11 protein-coding genes and 1 pseudogene are annotated in these 16746 nt (G+C 76.5%); 3 read left to right on the top strand and 9 right to left on the bottom strand.

Annotated elements, in window-relative coordinates:
• Positions 1–51 precede the first annotated feature (51 nt).
• From fxsT to AB0M99_RS31475, 7 genes are all read right to left on the bottom strand, one after another.
• Complete coding sequence (fxsT, locus tag AB0M99_RS31505) at positions 52–3051, bottom strand: FxSxx-COOH system tetratricopeptide repeat protein (RefSeq protein WP_365926490.1); 3000 nt, start codon at positions 3049–3051, stop codon at positions 52–54.
• 73 nt (positions 3052–3124) lie between these two features.
• Positions 3125–4369 (bottom strand): HEXXH motif domain-containing protein, encoded by a 1245-nt coding sequence (locus tag AB0M99_RS31500; RefSeq protein ID WP_365926488.1) that lies wholly within the window; start codon positions 4367–4369, stop codon positions 3125–3127.
• Complete coding sequence (locus AB0M99_RS31495) at positions 4366–5643, bottom strand: FxsB family cyclophane-forming radical SAM/SPASM peptide maturase (protein WP_365926486.1); 1278 nt, start codon at positions 5641–5643, stop codon at positions 4366–4368. The genes AB0M99_RS31500 and AB0M99_RS31495 overlap by 4 nt, the downstream gene beginning before the upstream one ends.
• Positions 5644–5824: 181 nt before the next feature.
• Positions 5825–6022, bottom strand: a complete 198-nt coding sequence (gene fxsA, locus AB0M99_RS31490; RefSeq protein ID WP_365926484.1) for an FxSxx-COOH cyclophane-containing RiPP peptide — start codon at positions 6020–6022, stop codon at positions 5825–5827.
• 453 nt (positions 6023–6475) lie between these two features.
• Positions 6476–9739 (bottom strand): SAV_2336 N-terminal domain-related protein, encoded by a 3264-nt coding sequence (locus AB0M99_RS31485; RefSeq protein ID WP_365926482.1) that lies wholly within the window; start codon positions 9737–9739, stop codon positions 6476–6478.
• A gap of 6 nt (positions 9740–9745) precedes the next feature.
• Positions 9746–10762, bottom strand: a complete 1017-nt coding sequence (locus tag AB0M99_RS31480) for a MoxR family ATPase (protein WP_365926480.1) — start codon at positions 10760–10762, stop codon at positions 9746–9748.
• Positions 10763–10856: 94 nt separating this feature from the next.
• A complete protein-coding gene (locus tag AB0M99_RS31475; RefSeq protein ID WP_365926478.1) occupies positions 10857–12980 on the bottom strand; it encodes a trypsin-like peptidase domain-containing protein in 2124 nt (707 codons plus the stop codon).
• A 104-nt stretch (positions 12981–13084) separates the two neighbouring features.
• Here AB0M99_RS31475 and AB0M99_RS31470 point away from each other — a divergent pair, with 104 nt between their 5' ends.
• Positions 13085–13270 (top strand): DUF6104 family protein, encoded by a 186-nt coding sequence (locus AB0M99_RS31470; protein WP_365926476.1) that lies wholly within the window; start codon positions 13085–13087, stop codon positions 13268–13270.
• Positions 13271–13369: 99 nt separating this feature from the next.
• Here AB0M99_RS31470 and AB0M99_RS31465 read toward each other — a convergent pair whose 3' ends face one another.
• Positions 13370–14173, bottom strand: coding sequence for a hypothetical protein (locus tag AB0M99_RS31465; protein ID WP_365926538.1), 804 nt, complete (start codon positions 14171–14173; stop codon positions 13370–13372).
• 153 nt (positions 14174–14326) lie between these two features.
• Here AB0M99_RS31465 and AB0M99_RS31460 point away from each other — a divergent pair, with 153 nt between their 5' ends.
• Together AB0M99_RS31460 and AB0M99_RS31455 are read left to right on the top strand one after the other, a co-directional pair.
• A complete protein-coding gene (locus tag AB0M99_RS31460; RefSeq protein ID WP_365926474.1) occupies positions 14327–15259 on the top strand; it encodes a DUF4097 family beta strand repeat-containing protein in 933 nt (310 codons plus the stop codon).
• A 1-nt stretch (position 15260) separates the two neighbouring features.
• Complete coding sequence (locus AB0M99_RS31455; protein ID WP_365926472.1) at positions 15261–16193, top strand: helix-turn-helix transcriptional regulator; 933 nt, start codon at positions 15261–15263, stop codon at positions 16191–16193.
• Between the two features lie 33 nt (positions 16194–16226).
• Here AB0M99_RS31455 and AB0M99_RS31450 read toward each other — a convergent pair.
• Positions 16227–16649 (bottom strand): annotated as a pseudogene (locus AB0M99_RS31450) (Clp protease N-terminal domain-containing protein); the annotation flags it as partial.
• Between the last annotated feature and the right edge of the window lie 97 nt (positions 16650–16746).

The raw sequence follows: 16746 nt of genomic DNA, 5'->3' as shown, positions 1-16746 counted from the left end.
CCCCTCGGGGGCGCCGGGCCTTCCGGCGTTGCGGGCCGCTGCGGGCGGCCGCTACGGCTGGGGCTCGAAGTCCCAGTACGGGCGGGCCTGCTGGCGGGCGGAGACCGTGTGGACGTGCTGGGGGCCGAGGGTGCGGATCAGGCCCTTGATGCCCGCGTCCTCGTGCTTGCCGGCCTCGGTGTCCTCCCGGACCGACCGGAGGTCGGCGGCCAGCGCGATCTGGGCGCTGAGCGCCATCGGATGGTCCGGGCCCAGCACCTGCTCGGCGGTGCGCAGGGTCTCCCGGCTCAGGTCGACCGCGGAGTCGAGCCGTCCGGTGATGTTGCGGTGCCCGGTGGCGTTCAGGGCGCAGCCCAGCGTCCAGGGGTGCCGGTCGCCGAGCGCGCCCCGCATCCCCACCAGCGCCTGTTCCGCGAGCGAGAGGGCCTCGGTGCGCTCGCCCTGGGCCCGCAGTACGAGGCCGAGGTTGCCGACGGTGCCGATGCTGTACGGGTGGGCGAGCCCCAGCTGGGACTGGTAGCCCCGTACGACGTCCTCGGAGATGCGGCGGGCCTCGCCGACGTCCCCGTACTCGCGCAGGTACGTCGCGTAGTCCGAGGCGACCATCAGCGTCCAGGGGAACTCTGCGCCGAAGACGCGGGTGGAGCGCTCCAGGACGCTGCGCAGCCGGGCGCCGGCTCCGGCGATGTCCCCGGAGCGGCGCAGGCACATGCCGAGGTTGTGCTCGGCGCGCAGGGTCTGGGGGTGGTTGGCGCCCAGGACCTGGATGTGGATCTTGAGACCCTGTTCCTGGCGGGCCAGCGCCTCCCGGTAGCGGCCCATCAGCCGCAGTCCCATGGCGCAGCCGATGCCGGAGGAGAGGGTGGCGATGTGCCGTACGCGCAGGACGCGTTCGCGGCGGCGCAGGGTGTCCAGGTCGGTGTCGTACGCCTCCTGGTAGCGGCCGAGGAGGCGCAGGACGACGGCCACGTTGTTCTGGGCGTTGAGGGTGGTGGAGTCGTCCTCGCCGAGCAGTTCGCGGTAGGTGGCGAAGGAGTGCTCCAGCAGTTGCCGGGCCTCCTCGAACTTGGCGGTGCTGAGCAGGACCCCGGCGTAGGTGCTGGTGGCGCGCAGGGTCTCCAGGTCGCGGTCGCCCCGTTCGGCGAGGAGGCGGTCGGCGCGGGAGCGGGCGAGGGTCTCGGCCCGGCGGAAGTGGCCGAGCATGCGCAGGGCGCCGCTGTGGTGGTAGCTGAGCTCGCGCACCTGGTCGTGGTCGTCGCCGAGCATGGCGCGCCAGATGCCGTCGGTCTGTTCGGCGAGCCGCAGGCAGGTGCGGTACTCCCCGGCGAGCATCAGGTAGCGCAGGCAGTGCAGCAGGAAGTTCTGGATGCGGGGGTTGGTGCTGGTCAGGACCCCGGAGGAGTCGAGGTGCGGGATGAGTTCGGCGTAGCGGGGCCAGAGCCTGGAGTCGGCGGGCCGTCCGGGGTCGGCGGCGGCGAGGACCTGGCGGACGGCGCGGGAGAGCGGCTCGGCCTCGTCCTCGCCGAGGTCCTCGCGGACGATGTTGTGGACCATGCGGTGGAGTTGGACGGTCTCCAGGCCGCCGCCCTCCTCGACGGGGAGGTCGGAGTACTCCAGGCGGACCACGGAGAACTGGACGAGCTTGTTGAGGGCGGCGTTCCAGCGGATCTGGTCGTTGATGAGTCCCGCGAGGTCCTCGGGCACGTCGTCGGCGGGGAACTCGCGCAGCAGCCGCAGCGGGACCCGGCCGGGTGCGAAGAACACGAACAGCCGGAGCAGGGCGAGGGCGTCGGGGAAGTTCTCGCGGATGTTGTTGAGCAGTATCGCGAGGGCGGTGGGGAAGGGCAGCGGGTAGTCGTCGGAGATGGTGACGGCCTCGTGGGAGTCCAGCCGGCGCTTGAGCAGGGCCAGGTAGTCGCCGACGGGGAGCGGGGAGTCGGCGAGCCAGCCGGCGGTCTGGTCGAGGGCGAGCGGGTAGTCGTCCAGGGCCTCGGCGAGCTGGTCGGCCTCCTCGCCGGTGAGGCGCAGGGCCCGGCGGCGGATGAAGGTGACGGACTCGGGCCGTGCGTAGAGGGGCACTTCGACCAGGCTGGTGTGCCGGGAGGCCCATTCGCGGTTGCGGGAGGTGATGATGACGTCGCCCGCGCCCGACGGCAGCAGGTCGGTGAGGTCGTCGGGGTTGTCGCAGCCGTCGAAGACCATCAGCCAGCGGCTGTACGGGGCACCCCGCCGCAGGGCTTCGAGGACGGCCCGGATCTGCTCGCCGTAGCTGCCGGCGCCGCGCGGCAGGCCCAGCGCGGGGGCCAGGTCGGCGAGGCGTTCGCGCAGGGTGGGCCGGTCCTCGGCCGGTACCCACCACACGACGTCGTACTCGGAGGCGAAGCGGTAGGCGTACTCGGTGGCGACCTGGGTCTTGCCGACGCCGGAGAGCCCGAGCAGGGTCACGGTGGAGGCGCCGGCCGGGGCCTGGGACAGGGCTTCGCGGAGGTTGCCGATGACGTCGTTGCGGCCGGTGAAGCGGGGGTTGCGGCGCGGGACGCGGCCCCAGATCTCGGGCGGGTCGTTGGGGAAGCGCGGGCCGCGGCGGCCGGTCTCGGCGCCGACCCGGTCGGTGGGCAGGTCGAGGCGGCGCAGCACGCGGTACTCGGCCTCGTACGAGTCCAGGCCCCACAGGTCGGTCTTCTCCAGTACGGCGACGGCGCTGGGCAGCGGGGCGTCGGTGAGGCAGACGGCCGCGAACCGGTCGGGGTGGCGGTCGGTGACCTCGCGCAGGGCGGTGTTCCACTCCTCGTCCGTGCGGGTGCCGGCGGAGAAGTAGCGCTCGCTGAGGATGAGCAGGACCCGGCCGCCGCCGCGCGCGAGGTCGTCGAGGGCCTCGCCGACGCCGGGGCTGTTCTGCGGGTCCCAGCGCTGAAGGGTGACGCGGTGGCCGTATTCCTCCAGGCGGTGGGCGATCCACACGGCCCAGGGGCGGTTGAAGCCCGCGAAGCTGATGACGAATCGCTGCGGCTGGAGCATTCCGTCACGGTCCTGCCGAGTGCCGGTGGTCATGCTGCCGTCTCCCTGGATGCGGGCGGTGGACGGGGTTGAAAAGGTACCGCAGCGGTGCTCGCGGAGGGGCCCCTCAGCCGTGTGCGAAAGCGGCGAGTTCGGGGTGCGCCCGGCACCAGTCGAGGCGTTCGCGGTCGACGGCGCGGCGGGCGGCCGCGTGCTGGTCCCCGGGCGGCGCCAACTCGTCCATGGCCCGCTCGGCGGCGGCCATCGCGTCGGCGAACTCCCGCCCGGCCCCGGTCAGTTGGTCATGGGCGCGGATGACGGGCAGTACGGCGGCCACCTGCGCGCGGATCCTGGCGTGCTGGGCCCACGCGCCGCGGGCCCCGTAGAGGGCGGCCCGCTGCCAGTACCCGGCCAGCGCCAGGTGGGCGTACGCGCCGTGCAGCAGCCCGTCCAGCGGGCGGGGGTCCGAGCGCCAGGGGGCCCAGTGCCGGGGCGTGCGGTCGGCGGTGTGCAGGGTGACCACGTCGGCCAGGGCGGTCAGTTTGCCGTGCTGCACCTCGTGCACGAGGGTCGCGGCGAGCGCCGGCGGGGCCTGCGCCCGGGCCAGCAGCGAGCCCGCGGCGGCGGGCAGGGTCGCGCCGTTGGAGCGGGAGCCGCCGCCGAGGGGGACGACGGAGCGCAGCAGCAGGGCGGTCTCCTCCGCGCGGGCGGTGTCGTAGCGCTGGAGCAGGGTGAGGGCGCCGCACCACTGGATGTCCCACCGCTTGTGGCCCTTGGGGGTGAGCCGGCGGGCCGGCCGCACGGGCGCCGGCCGGTCCGTACCGGGGGCCCGGTAGGGGTCGAGGTCGTCGAGGGCGGTACGGCCGCCGGGCAGGACGTGCAGGGGCAGCGTGGCCGGGTCCTCGGGGTCCCAGGAGCACTCGGTGAGGGCGAGCGGGCCGGGGCGGGGCGGGCGCAGCAGTCCGAGGGTGGGCAGGGCGAGGCGGCCGTGCACGGGCCGCAGGGTGGCCTTGAAGGCGATCCCGGAGCGCAGGGCGGCGGCGACGGCGAGCGCGCCGAGGTGGGCGAGGTCGGCCGGGGGCCCGTACGGGGCGTGCAGGCGGCGCAGGGTCTCCTCGGCCCACACCCCGGTGGCCGGGTAGTGCAGGACGTCGCGCACGGCGTCCGGGGCGTGCCGTTCGGCCTCCTCCAGCAGGGCCCAGTGCTCGGCGGCCTCCCCGGCGCGCCCGCCGGGGGCGGCGTCGAGCACGGCGCGCAGCAGGACCAGGCGCTTGGAGCGGCGGACGTCGCGCACGAGGCGGGTGCCGTCGGCCGAGGGTTCGGTGGAGGCGAGGGCGCGCAGGGTGGCGGAGGTGACGGTGAAGGGCTTCACGACGCGGCCTGCCGGGTGGCGTCGCGCAGGGCGTGGGCGATGTGCCGGATCAGAGCCTGGAGGTCGGCGCAGTACACGGACGGCTGGCGGAACCCCTCGCCGGCGAGGTAGCGGTGGGGGTAGTGGCCGCCGCCGCACACCTCCACGAGTTCGCAGGAGCGGCAGCCGGCGGCGAGCGCGTCGCGGCCGAGCTGGCGGGCGACGAGCCCGGGGTGTTCCAGCAGTTCGTCGAAGCTGTGCGTGGCGAGGTCCATTCCGGTGCCGGCGGCGCCCTCGTAGGCGGACTTCAGCGAATCGGCCTGCTCGATGGTGCCGTCGGTCTCGACGACTGCGGTGGCGGCGGGCGCGAGGCCGAGGGTCTCGGTGGCGCCGGGCAGGCCGAGCAGCAGGGCGATGACCTCCTCGAAGATCCGGATCCGGGTGCGCCGCTGCCCGTCGTGCCACCAGCGTTCGAAGACGGCGAGGAGCCAGTCGGCGTACGGGGTCTCGTGGGGGCGCCGGCCGGGTGGCGGGGCGCTCCAGTTGGCCAGGGGCAGCAGCAGGCCGATGCCGGGCGGCTTGAAGGCGAGCAGGGACTCGTACGTCTCCACCGGGTCCTGGGCGAGGTCCACGACGCAGAGCACCCCGGCGTAGCTCTCGGGGTGGCGGGCCAGGAGCCGCAGGCCCCGGGCGGCGGCGGTGAACCCGGGGCGCCCGGCGTGGTCCACGCGGCGGGCGTTGTGCGCGGGCAGCCCGCCGTCGAGGCTGACGCCGACGCGTATCCCGGCGGCGGCCAGCGCGGCGAGCCGGCCCCGGGTGAGCAGGACGCCGTTGGTCTGGACGGTGGCGGTGACCCGGGTGCGCGGGGAGGCCGCGCGCAGGGCGTCCCGTACGGCGTCCACGGGTGCGGCGAGTTCGGCGGGTGCGGTGAGCAGGGGCTCTCCGCCGTGCAGGACGAGGTCGACGCGGGGCAGGTCGTGGGCGGCGGCGTGCTCGGCGATCCGGCGGGCTGCGCGGGCGACGGTGGCCGGGGTCATGGCGGTGGGCTGGGCGCGCCAGCCCTGGTCCTCCATGGCGTAGACGTAGCAGTAGGTGCAGGCGAGGTTGCAGCGGCTGCGGGTCTTGAGGACGAACTGGCGTATGGGGTGCGGCCGGTGGCCGCCGGCCCGGGCGGCGGGCACGTCGAGCCGGGTGTACGGCCAGGGCGCGTGCCGGGCGTGCCGCGCGTGACTCGCCCGGGCGGACTGCTCGCGGTGCGCGGGCAGCAGGGCGTCGCTCGCGTTCGTGTGCCTCATCGCCCGTACCTCCCGCCCCCCCGGCTGCCGCACCCGGACTCCGCCCGGGGGACCCCCGGGGAGGTGCCCCTGCGGACGGTCCATCCCTGCCCTTCACAGAGCCCGGGCTAACGGCGGAAAGTGGTCAACTCCCGGTCAGCGGACGGTCCGTACGTCACACCCCGTCACATACGGTGTCCGATCAGGCTAATCCGGAGTCGAAGGCGTTCAGGATCTCGGCCGGGTGGGTCACCCGCTCGACCATGCCCTCGATCACCTGGGCGAGCACCGGATGCTCGATCCCCCGCAGTGCGGCCAGGTCCAGACCGGAGAGGTCCGGTAACCGCCCGGGGCACTCGGAGGCCGCCGCCACCGCCGCTTCCTGATGTTTGGTCACCATGGGCCGCCTGTCCCCCTGTTGCGTCGCGTTCGATGGTCCACTGCCCTTTCCCTCCGGGGGGTCGCCGGAAACGACGCCGCGGCCCCGACCGGCGCTCCGCCCCGGCCCCCGAGCCTCGAACGCCGACGGGTCCGGACCTGCCCCTGCGCGGCAGCTCCAGCACGCCGAGCGGCGGCACCCGCCCAGATCCAGGCGGCAACTCCCGCACGCCGAAGGACGGCACCGCCCAAATCCTGCCCCGCCGGTCACGGCCCCCCAGGCGGCAGCTCCAGCACGCCGAGCGGCGGCATCAGCCCAGATCCAGCCCCGCCGGCGTTTGAGGCGCGGGGGTCCGGGGGCCGGCCCCCGGCAGCGGCGCCGCACCTGGGCGGTCACGGGGGCCGACCCCCCGCAGCGGCGCCGCACCTGGGCGGTCACGGGGGCCGGCCCCCGGCAGCCGCCGCGCACGGGCGGTCACAGGGGCCGTTCCAGGGCGCGGATCCGGGCCCGCAGGGCCGCGGCACGGTCATCGGCGGCGGCGCCGAGCCGCGTCCACGACTCCAGCGCCGAGCGGTACGCGTCAAGCGCCGCGCGCGGCCGCGCGAGCCGCTCCAGCACCTCCCCGCGCAGCTCCTGCACCCGCGCGGCCAGCCCGACGGCGGTGTCCCGCCGCTCCCCCCGCTCGGCCTCCAGCGCCACCCGCCACGCCCGCCGGTAGGAGTCCGCTGCCCGGTCGAGCCGGTCCAGCGCCCGCGTCTGGGCGTGGATCTGCTGCTGCACGTCCCCGTGGTCGCGCCAGGCGCCGGCCTGCTCCAGGGGGCTGCGGCTCTGCCGGACGGCCAGCTCCAGCAGGTACTCCGCCTCGCGCAGGTCCACCAGGTCACCCTCGTACGTGTGCCGCAGGCGCAGCCCGGCCGCCAGCCGGATCAGCCGGTGCGCGGCCCGGGGGTCGGACTGCGGCACCGCGGCCCGGCTCTCGCGCAGCACCCGCACCGCGGTGGAGGCGAAGGCGCGCCCGTCGGCCTCGGCGGTCCCGGCGCGGGCCAGGAGTACGTCGCCCCACTCGGGCAGCAGCTCGCCGAACGTGTCCCCGTCCCGGGGGATCAGCCGCCGGGCCCGGCTGTAGGCGCCGGCCGCGTCCTCCAGGGCGGTGGGGTCGGCGTCCCGTTCGTGGCGGGCCCGGTGCACCCGCGCCAGGCAGAGCAGGGCGGACACGCGCAGTTCGGGGTCGTCGGCGGCCTCGGCCAGCGCGGCCTCCAGCTGCCCGGCGGCCTCCTCCAGCCGCCCGGGCAGGTACCGCAGCGCGGTGGCCAGTTCGACGCGGACCCGGGCCCGCGCGTCCTGCCCGGCGGCCGGGTCCACGGCGAGGCGGTCGGCGGCCCGGGCGGCCAGGGCGGTGCGCGCCCCCGGGTCGGAGGTGTACGGCAGCAGCGCCAGCAGGACCCGGCCGAGGGCGAGTCGCAGCGCCGGGTCGGGGGCGTCGGCGGCGGGGGCCCGGCCCGCCGTCCCGTCCGCCGCGGGGCCGGAGCCGGGGTCGGAGCCGGGGCCGGAGCCGGAGCCGGGGTCGGGGTCCGGCCCGGTCAGGGCCTCCAGCGCGGCCCGCGCCTCCAGCAGGGCCGCCGGGTCCGCCCGCAGCGCGCTCAGCTCGGTCAGGGCCCGCGCCCGCCGCACCGCGCAGTCCACCCGCAGCGCCGGGTCGAGGTCCGCCGCGGCCCCGGCGGCGGCGAACTCCCGTTCCGCCGCGGCCAGCAGCCCGGCGTCCGGTTCGGCCGCCAGGGCCCGCTCGTACAGCACCCGGCCCAGCACCGCCCGCGCCCCGGGAGTGCGCAGTCCGGCCAGGGCCCGCTCGGCCTCCGCCAGGAGTCCGGGGTCGCGCTGGAGCGCCCACAGCCGCAGCAGCGCCCCCGCCAGCTCGGTCTCGGCCTCGCCCGGCAGGTCCCCGGGTCCGGCGGGGGCCGCCACCGCCCGCCGCAGTACCGTCACCGCTTCGTGCAGCGGGCGCTGGCCGCGCGCGTCCCCGCTGCGGTCGTGCTCCGCGAGCCGTTGCCGCGCGGTCCGAAGTGCCCCGTCCCGGCCGGGCGGTGGCGGGCTGCCCGGTTCCGCGGCCGGGCCGTCGGGGGGCGGGCCGGGCAGGTAGCGCCGTACGACCTTGGCGGAGACCTGCGCGAAGGCCTGCGGCAGCCGGCCCGCCGGGACCCGCTCGTCGGTGCCGCTCACAGCCGGCGCGGGCGCCCCGGTCAGCTGCGAGACGGCGAGCGCGGGGAAGTTGCGTACGCCCCGCCCGAAGTGCGCCAGCACGTACTCCGAGCAGTGCTTGAGGACCAGCGCGGCCTCGTCCCGTCCCAGCGGCCCGAGCAGTACGTCCTGCACCCCGGGCGCGAAGGCGTACCAGCCGGCCTCGGAGGTGCGCCGCAGCAGCCCGCTCAGCAGGACCTCCGCCAGGTCGGAGGGCTCGGAGTCGGGCAGCATCGTGCGCTGCACCAGCCGCATCACGGGCAGGGTCAGCGGCGCCGCGGACAGGTACACCGCGAGCTGTACGGCCCGGGGCGCGGCCGAGGCGCGAAAGCGCCGCACGAGTTCGCGCGGCGGCCGGGCGGCCCGCGGCGGCGGCGGGGGCGCGGCCGGGTGGCGGGCCAGGACCCGGCCCACCTCGGCGGGGACGGGTCCGGTGCCGAGCCCGGCGACGAGCCGGGCCCAGGCGCCGAGCGCGGTGGCGCTCGGGGGCAGCACGGGTACGGTCAGCCCTCCGGTGGGCCGCCCGGGCCGCGGCGGCCGGTCCGGGCGGAACCGCAGCTTCCCGCCGCCGCCCTCGACCCGCGCGAGCGTGCCCCGCTCGGTCGGCAGCCAGCTGCGGCTCCAGAGCCGCTGCGGCAGGGGCTGGACGACCACGCAGGGCGTGCACTCGGCCCACCGGTGCAGCAGCCGCTGCGCCTCGCCCTCGCGCCACACCGGCCCGGCGCAGTCGGAGACCACCATGGTCAGCGCCCGCCCGGTGGGGTCGCGCAGCTGGTCCCCGGAGGCCATGCCGGCCCCGGGCAGCGGCCTGCGGCCCACGGCCGCGCTGCCGTCCGCGAGCCGGTGCAGGTAGTACACCTGCACGTCCCGGAAGGCGCCCAACCGCTCGCACACGGCGCGCAGTTCCTCGAACATGTCCTGCCACACCGCCATCGACGGCGACGCGTCCATCACCAGCCGTACGGTCGCCTCGCGCCGGCTCTCGCGCCGGAAGACGGGGATGACGAGCCCGAGCGCCCGGGCGCTGGCCTCGGCGGTGGCGGGCTCGTCGAGGATCCTGCGGCCGGGCAGGGAGGGCGGCCGGTGCCGCTGGAGGGCGCGCAGGGCCCGCTGGACGTCGAGGATCCGGGGCAGCCCGGCGGCCGCGGGGACCCGTACGGGCACGCCGTCCAGGGCCTCCGGCGCGCCGGGAGCCGGCTGCCCGCCTCCGGGGTCGGAACCGGGGCCGGTCCCGGCGCCCGGGCCGGCCTCGGGCGCGTACAGGCCGACCGGGTCCTCGGCCTCGGGCCGCGGCGGGCGTACGGGCTCCCGCCCGGGCGCCGTCTCCTCCCCCTCGGGGACCTGCGACCGTCCGGGCGCGTCCGTTCCCGGCGGCGGACCGCCCGGCGGGCCGATGTGGCCGGCGAGCCAGAGCGCGTCGGCCATCTCCTCGGTGGACGGGTCGAGCCCGGCGGCCCTGAGCAGGGCGGCCAGCTCGCGGATGCCGGACCCGGCGGGTGGCACGGCCCGTCACCTCGGGCGGTCGAGGCGCTGGATGAGCAGGTCCGCGAGGTCCTCCCGGGTGGGCGGCGCGGCGTGGTGGGTGAGGTAGATGGCGTTGAGCAGTTGGTCGGCGGCGACCAGCTCGGACTGCGAGCGGCTGAGGAACTCGCGGATCAGATCGGCCCCCAGCCGGGCCGCCTCCTCGCCGAGGTGCGCCCGCACCATGGTGGCGAGCCGCTTCTCGCCGGGCTGTCCGAGCTTGAGCTGGATGCAGCGGCGCAGCAGGGCGGCCGGGAAGTCCCGCTCGCCGTTGCTGGTCAGGATGATGAAGGGGAAGGCCCGGCACCGCACCCGCCCGTCCCGGACGGTGACCTTCGCCCCGTCGTCGGTGAGCACCTGCACCTCGGGCTCGCTGTCGGCGACCCGCTCCAGCTCGGGGAGGGCGAACTCCCCTTCCTCCAGCACGTTCAGCAGGTCGTTGGGCAGGTCGATGTCGCTCTTGTCCAGCTCGTCGATGAGCAGGACGCGCGGACGCTCGGCCGGCAGCAGGGCCGTGCCCAGCGGCCCGAGCCGGATGTACTTCCCGATCCCCGGCGGGTCGGCCCGCCCCGCGGCGCCGCCGCCGGCCGCGAGCTGTACGTCCTGGAGCCGGGCGATGGCGTCGTACCGGTACAGGCCCTCCTGGAGCACGGTCCGCGAGACCACGGGCCAGCGCAGCACCCGCCCGAGCTTCAGCTCGTGGGCGACGGCGTGCGCGAGGGTGGACTTGCCCGTCCCCGGGTACCCGGTCACCAGCAGCGGCCTGCGCAGGTACAGCGCGGCGTTGATGGCCTCCAGTTCCTCGGGCTCGGGCCGGTGCATCTCGGCGGCCTGCCGGTGCGCCCCGAGGCGGCGCGCCACGTTCCCGTCGGGCTGCGCGGCGGCCGTCCCGGCCTGCGCCACGGGTCCGCCGTCGAAGTCCCGCCAGGGCGGCGGATCGGGCAGCGCGGCGATCCCGTCGTGGGGCTCGCCGACCCCGCGGTAGATGAGCCATTCCTCGTTCACGCGTACCCCTTCCCTCGCATCCCTCTCCCGCCCCCGCCGGCCACGGGCCCGGGCGCCGCCGCGGGGCCGGCTTGCGCGGCCGGGGTGCGGGCGGTCACAGGTCCCCCTGGAGCGGCTCGTCCTCCGGTAACGGGCGCCCCGGGTCGTTCCAGATCAGCGCCACGCCCGCCGCCCAGTAGGCGTCCGGGTCCGCCCCGTGCACCCGGCCCCGCAGCGCCTGGAACCGCTGCGGCAGCACCGGGCCCCGGCCGGCGTCCGCGAACTCCTCGCGCAGCCCCCGGTGGTACGGCTCGCACGACACCCCCGGATCCGGCGGCGGCCGGCGGCACACCGCCACCGCGTACCCGGCAGCCCGTACGGCCGCCAGCGCCCCCAGCGTGGGCTCCAGCCCGGGCGCCCGGCAGTGCACCGGCACCGTGTTGTCCGCGAGCCCCGCCAGCCACTGCGGCGAGGGGCCGCGCGGCCGCCCGCCCGCGCAGTCGGCCCGCTCGTCCGGGAGCGGGCCCGTCTGCACCCGCTCCCAGCGCCGGGCCGCCGCCCGCGGGTCCGGGCCGTCCGCCGGGTAGCGGAACACCACCGGCCGCTGTACTCCCACCGGCAGCCCGCCGGCCACCGTCCACTCGTCCACCGCCAGTCCGAACAGCTCCGGCGCCACGGCCACTTCGAGCCGGGCCGCCGCCTCGTGCGTGTCGCAGCGGCGGAACGCCTCGGCCAGCGGCGCCCGCAGCGCCTCCGGCAGGGCCGCCAGGGTCGCCCGTACGCCCGAGTCCACCGGTGTCACCCGGCCGGGCCCCGACAGCACCGACACCCGCCAGTCGTACACGTCCTCCCAGCCGTGCGCCCACGCCTCCAGCAGCGCCGAGGGGCCGTCCGGCCGGGGCGCGGCCCCGTTGCCGCCGCGGCGGTGGCCGTGGACGGAGAGCGCGGCCGGGGCGCGCCGGCGCTGCTCCCGCTCCGCCAGGCCCCGGTCGCGGCGCTCGGCCAGCTCCCGGCGCAGCGGGCGCCACAGCCGCTCCGCGGTCGCCCGTACCCAGTCCCACAGCTCCTCGTCGGCGCCCGGGGAGGGCGGCTCGCGGTGGGCCGCCACGCTGACCTCGGTCGCGTACCGGAGCATCGCCGCGGCCTCGCCGGCGCCGCCGGGCGGGTCGCGCAGCAGGCCCAGCCCGTCGCGCCAGCTCAGCGGGGCCGCCGCCGAGGGGTCCGGCTCGTCCCCGCGCGCCGCCTCGACCAGGGCCCGTACGGCCTCCGAGGAGCCCGGCGCGGGCAGTTCGGCGAGCAGCCCGCACAGCGTGGTCCGCTCCCCCGCGGTGAGCCGCCCGCGCGCGCCGTACGGGTCGGCGTCGGGGGACGGCAGCTCGCCGTGCACGTCGGTCCAGGTGCGGCGGCTGTTGAGGTCGCTGCGGTGCTGGTCGTAGTGGTACAGGTCGTGCGCCTGCATGACCCGGCGGTACGTCCCCACCTGCCCGGTCGCGGGAACCAGCGGCAGCGTCCGCAACTGCACCACCGACACGGCGAGTCCGCCGCCGCCGGTGTGGCGGCGGGCCTTGACCACTCCGACCACCTCGCCGGTGGCCAGGTCCACCACCGGTCCGCCGGACATGCCGGGCTCGATCTCGTCCTCGCCGCCGAGCCGGATCGCCGCGCCGTTGCCGGCGGAGCCGCGCAGCCGGGTGATCCGGCCGGTGATCTCCGGGGTGCCGAGGTCCTCGGTGACACCGAAGTAGGCGACCTCGGCCAGCCGGGGTCTGGGCCGGTCGGTCAGCCATGCGCAGGCGTGCGAGACGGGCGCCAGCACCCGGACCAGCGCCAGGTCGGGCAGGTCCCACAGGGCCCGCCGGCCGGGGCGGTGGCCTTCCAGCCGCTCGGGCAGCACGCAGTCCACGCGCCCGGCGACGGTCCCGGTGGGCACGCCGTTCCCGGCAGGGCTCCCGGACTGGAAGGTGATGCCGACCTCGCGCCCGACCAGACGCACCGCAGCACCCCCTTCGCCGACCACGTGCGCGCACGTCAGGACCCAGCCGGGGGCGATGAAGAAGCCGCTCCCCCACGTGGGGCCGGACCAGCCGCTGCCAGAGCCTTCATACCCGCCGGAGGGGGCGTGGACGCGTACGGTCGCAGCCCGGACGAGGGGCTCCAGAAGCTCGTAGGCGCGCGCGGGGCCCTCCGAGCGCCCGTCCGGCATCCGCTGGCCCGCCCCCCGCTCGCCCTTTGAGGCCATCAAGGCTAGCGCCGGGGGCCGGAGCGCGGGAGGTGTCTTCGGCAGGCGGATTATCCTGGCGGGAAACACCCCATCACGACCGCCTGTACGGCACGGAGCCCGACTTGTACTTCACCGATCGCGGCATCGAGGAGCTGGAGAAGCGGCGCGGCGAGGAGGAGGTCACTTTCGAGTGGCTCGCCGAGCAGCTGCGCACGTTCGTCGACCTGAACCCGGACTTCGAGGTTCCGGTGGAACGCCTGGCCACCTGGCTGGCCCGCCTCGACGACGACGAAGAGGACGACGAGTAGCCGACGCACGGCCGCGGGGATCCTGCGGCCCGGCCCGGCACGACGCAGGGGCCCGACCGCAGTACGCGGCCGGGCCCCTGCGTCGTGTGCAGACACCCCCTAGTGCTGCGTACGGGCCCGGTCGTACGCCAGGGACAGCGCGCCGTGCGTGACCAGCAGGCCGCCCGCCGCCAGCCAGCCCGGGCTGCGCCGGCGGGCCGCCCAGAGCATCAGGGGGGCGCCCGCCGCGAGCTGGGCGGCGCCCAGGCGGCGGGCCTTCGGGCCGCGGACCCACGGGCCGAGCGGCCCGCCCTCCACCACGTCGAGCTCGGCCCGTACCGCGTCGCGCCAGCCCGACCACTCCACGCTCTCCGCGCCCGGCGCGACCCGGGCCGCCTCCCGCAGCCGGTCGGCGGGCTCGCCGGGGGCCAGCCCCGCGGGCAGCGCCAGTCCGGCCCGGGCCAGCAGGGCGATCAGCCCGAGCAGCCGGGCGGCGCCGTCGGCCGCTGCGTCGGGGCGCGTGAGCCGTTCCAGTTCCTCCAGGTCCAGTACGGGGTCCAGCCCGAGCCGCGCCGCCAGCACCCGCATGGCGTCCGCGTCGCCTACCGGGCGGCCCGCCGGGTCCCACGCGTAGGCCGCGGGCCGCCGGAACCCGGAGGACAGTACGAAGCCGGTGTGTCCCGACTCCCACCACAGGCTCAGTACCGGCCAGTTGACGCCGATCGCGACCGCCGAGCCCCAGCCCGACAGCACCTCGTCCACGGACTCCTCGCCGCCGAGCCACGGCTTGCCCTCCGGGACCAGCACGCTCCACTCGCCGGCGGGGGCGAGGAGCAGGCGTTCGCGCAGCATGTGCGCGGCGGGGCGGGCGACGAGCGGCTCGGTGCGGCAGAGCAGCAGCCCGCCCGCCGTGGTCTGGGAGATCGACATGTCCACACGCTAAGGCAAATCACCTCAAGTGGCCCAAATCAGATCTCATCAGCGCACTTGACTTCCCTCAACCGCGATATATCGTGTTGAAGAGAAGACGCGATATGTTGCGTGCGTCGAGACCTTACGCCGAGGAGGATCAGCACCATGGCTGAGCAGAAGACGTGGTCGGTCGCCGAACCGCAGGAGCTCACCTTCGAGGAGCCGGTGACCGAGGTCCGCGTCCGAGTGGTCGCCGGCACGGTCAATGTCGTCGCGGCGGCCGCCGCCGACCGGGGAGCGGCCCGCCTGGAGGTGGCCGAGGTCGACGGACCTCCCCTGCACGTCGTGCAGGAGGACGGCGTCCTCACCGTCTCCTACGAGGACCTTCCCTGGAACGGCGCCCAGGGCTTCAAGAAGTGGTTCGAGGGCAAGCCCTGGAAGGCCTGGTCCCCCTCCGACTCCGGCCGCAAGGCCTGGGAGCGCAGCGCCACCGTCACCCTCACCGTCCCCGCCGCCACCCGCGTGCAGCTGGCGACCGTCAGCGCGACCGTCTTCGCCTCCGGCCTCAGCGGCGACACCGACGTCAACGGGGTCTCCGGCGACGCCACCCTGGTCGGCCTGTCCGGCCGGGTCCGGACGCACACCGTCTCCGGCGGCGTCGAGGCGCAGTCCGTGACCGGCGGGCTCGGCTTCCACTCCGTCTCCGGCGGCCTGACCGTGGTCGACGGCGCGGGCGGCAGCGTACGGGCCGACTCGGTCAGCGGCGACATGCTCATCGACCTGGCCCCCGGCACCGCCGAGCCGCGGCCGGTGGACATCTTCCTGAACTCCGTCTCCGGCCAGGTCGCCATCCGCCTGCCCCACCCCGCCGACGCCCGCGTCGAGGCCAACACCGCCACCGGCGGGGTCTCCAACGCCTTCGAGGACCTGCGGGTCTCCGGCCAGCTGGGCGCCAAGCGCATCACCGGCACGCTGGGGGCCGGCACCGGCACGCTGCGCGCCACCACCATCTCCGGCGCGATCGCCCTGCTCCGCCGGCCGCAGGCCGACGCCCCGGCCGCCGAAGCCCCGCTCGCGCTCGACAAGAAGGTGCTCTGACATGCCGCCCGTCTTCGCCCACGGCCGCCTCCGCCTCTACCTCCTCAAGCTGCTGGACGAGGCCCCGCGCCACGGGTACGAGGTGATCCGCCTGCTGGAGGAGCGCTTCCAGGGCCTGTACGCACCCTCCGCGGGCACCGTGTACCCGCGCCTGGCCAAGCTGGAGGCCGAGGGGCTGGTCACGTACGCCACCGAGGGCGGGCGCAAGGTGTACTCCATCACCGAGGCGGGCCGCGCCGAACTGGCCGACCGCAGCGGCGAACTGGCGGACCTGGAGCTGGAGATCCGCGACTCGGTGTCCGAACTGGCCGCCGAGATCCGCGCCGACGTGCGCGGCGCGGCGGGCGACCTGCGGCGCGAGATGCGGGCCGCGGCCTCCGCGTCGGCGACGCGGGTGGAGGACGAGTCCTGGAAGGCGGCCAAGGAGGAGCTCCGCAAGGCCAGGGCGGAGTGGAAGGAGCAGGCGCGGCGGGCGAAGGACGAGAGCCGCCGGGCCCGCGAGGAGGCCCAGCAGGCCCGCCGCCAGGCCAAGGAGGCGCAGGACCGGGCCCGCGAGGAGGTCCAGCGCATCGCCGGCCAGCTCCAGGAGCAGTTCGCCAAGTCGGGCGGGGTCCTGGGCAGCCTGGCCGGAGCCTGGCTCGGCGGCGGCGCGGGCACCTCCGCACCCGGGTCCGAATCCGGATCGGGGTCCCCGTCCGGGTCGCGATCCGCACCCTCGGCCGCGCCCGCCGCGGCTCCCGCCTCCGACTGGGCCGATGACCTGGTCCCGACCGGGGATCCGGCGCGGGACCTGGACCGGTTGCTGGACCGCTTCCGCGACGAGGTGCGCGACGCGGCCCGCGACCACGGCGTGACCCCGGACCGGCTGGCCGAGGCCCGCGCCCACCTGGCCGCGGCGGCGGCCGGCCTCACCGCCGCGCTGCGCACCCGGTAGCCGGGGCCGCGGCCGCTGTCGGGCCGTTGACGGTCAGGCCGCCAGGCCCGACTCCGCCGCCGCGTAGGTGACTCCGTGGTCCGCGAGGACCTCGGAGGGGGTGCCCGTCCGGGACAGCAGCGCCAGCAGCAGGTGCAGGGACGCGATGTGCCGGTCGCCCCGGCCCAGCGCGATGCGCAGGGACTGCTCCAGCACCTTCTTGGCACCCTGGGTGAAGGGGACGTGGCCACTGCCCGGCTCCGGACGGCCGAGGGCCGAGCGGAGCGAGGAGCCGAGGGTGCGCCGGCGCGGTGCCGCCGAGGCCAGGGCGCCCTCGCCGTGGGTCTCCTCGACCCTGGAGACGATCTCCGTGAGATCGATGCCGAGACCGGCCAGCGCCGCCTCGTCCGCCTTGGACATGCCGCCCCGGCGGCGGGCCGCGGCCAGGTCCGCGGCCACCGCGGCCCGGTCGACGCCCAGGGGGTGAAAGCTGCTACAGATTTTCTAGTCATTCATAGTCATTTCTAGTCGTACGTTCCGGATATCTTGATCTTGTGAAGCTTTCGGAGTGGGC

The sequence above is a fragment of the Streptomyces sp. NPDC051183 genome, from assembly GCF_040682455.1.
Classification (GTDB): domain Bacteria; phylum Actinomycetota; class Actinomycetes; order Streptomycetales; family Streptomycetaceae; genus Streptomyces.
This window is presented reverse-complemented; position numbering and strand designations above follow the sequence as displayed.

Bases quoted from the DNA above. Each gene is read 5' to 3' on its own strand.
- AB0M99_RS31460 (WP_365926474.1), top strand. From the start codon at position 14,327: ATGGCTGAGCAGAAGACGTGGTCGGTCGCCGAACCGCAGGAGCTCACC.
- AB0M99_RS31475 (WP_365926478.1), bottom strand. From the start codon at position 12,980: ATGGCCTCAAAGGGCGAGCGGGGGGCGGGCCAGCGGATGCCGGACGGG.
- fxsA (WP_365926484.1), bottom strand. From the start codon at position 6,022: ATGGTGACCAAACATCAGGAAGCGGCGGTGGCGGCGGCCTCCGAGTGC.
- AB0M99_RS31495 (WP_365926486.1), bottom strand. From the start codon at position 5,643: ATGAGGCACACGAACGCGAGCGACGCCCTGCTGCCCGCGCACCGCGAG.
- AB0M99_RS31455 (WP_365926472.1), top strand. From the start codon at position 15,261: ATGCCGCCCGTCTTCGCCCACGGCCGCCTCCGCCTCTACCTCCTCAAG.
- fxsT (WP_365926490.1), bottom strand. From the start codon at position 3,051: ATGACCACCGGCACTCGGCAGGACCGTGACGGAATGCTCCAGCCGCAG.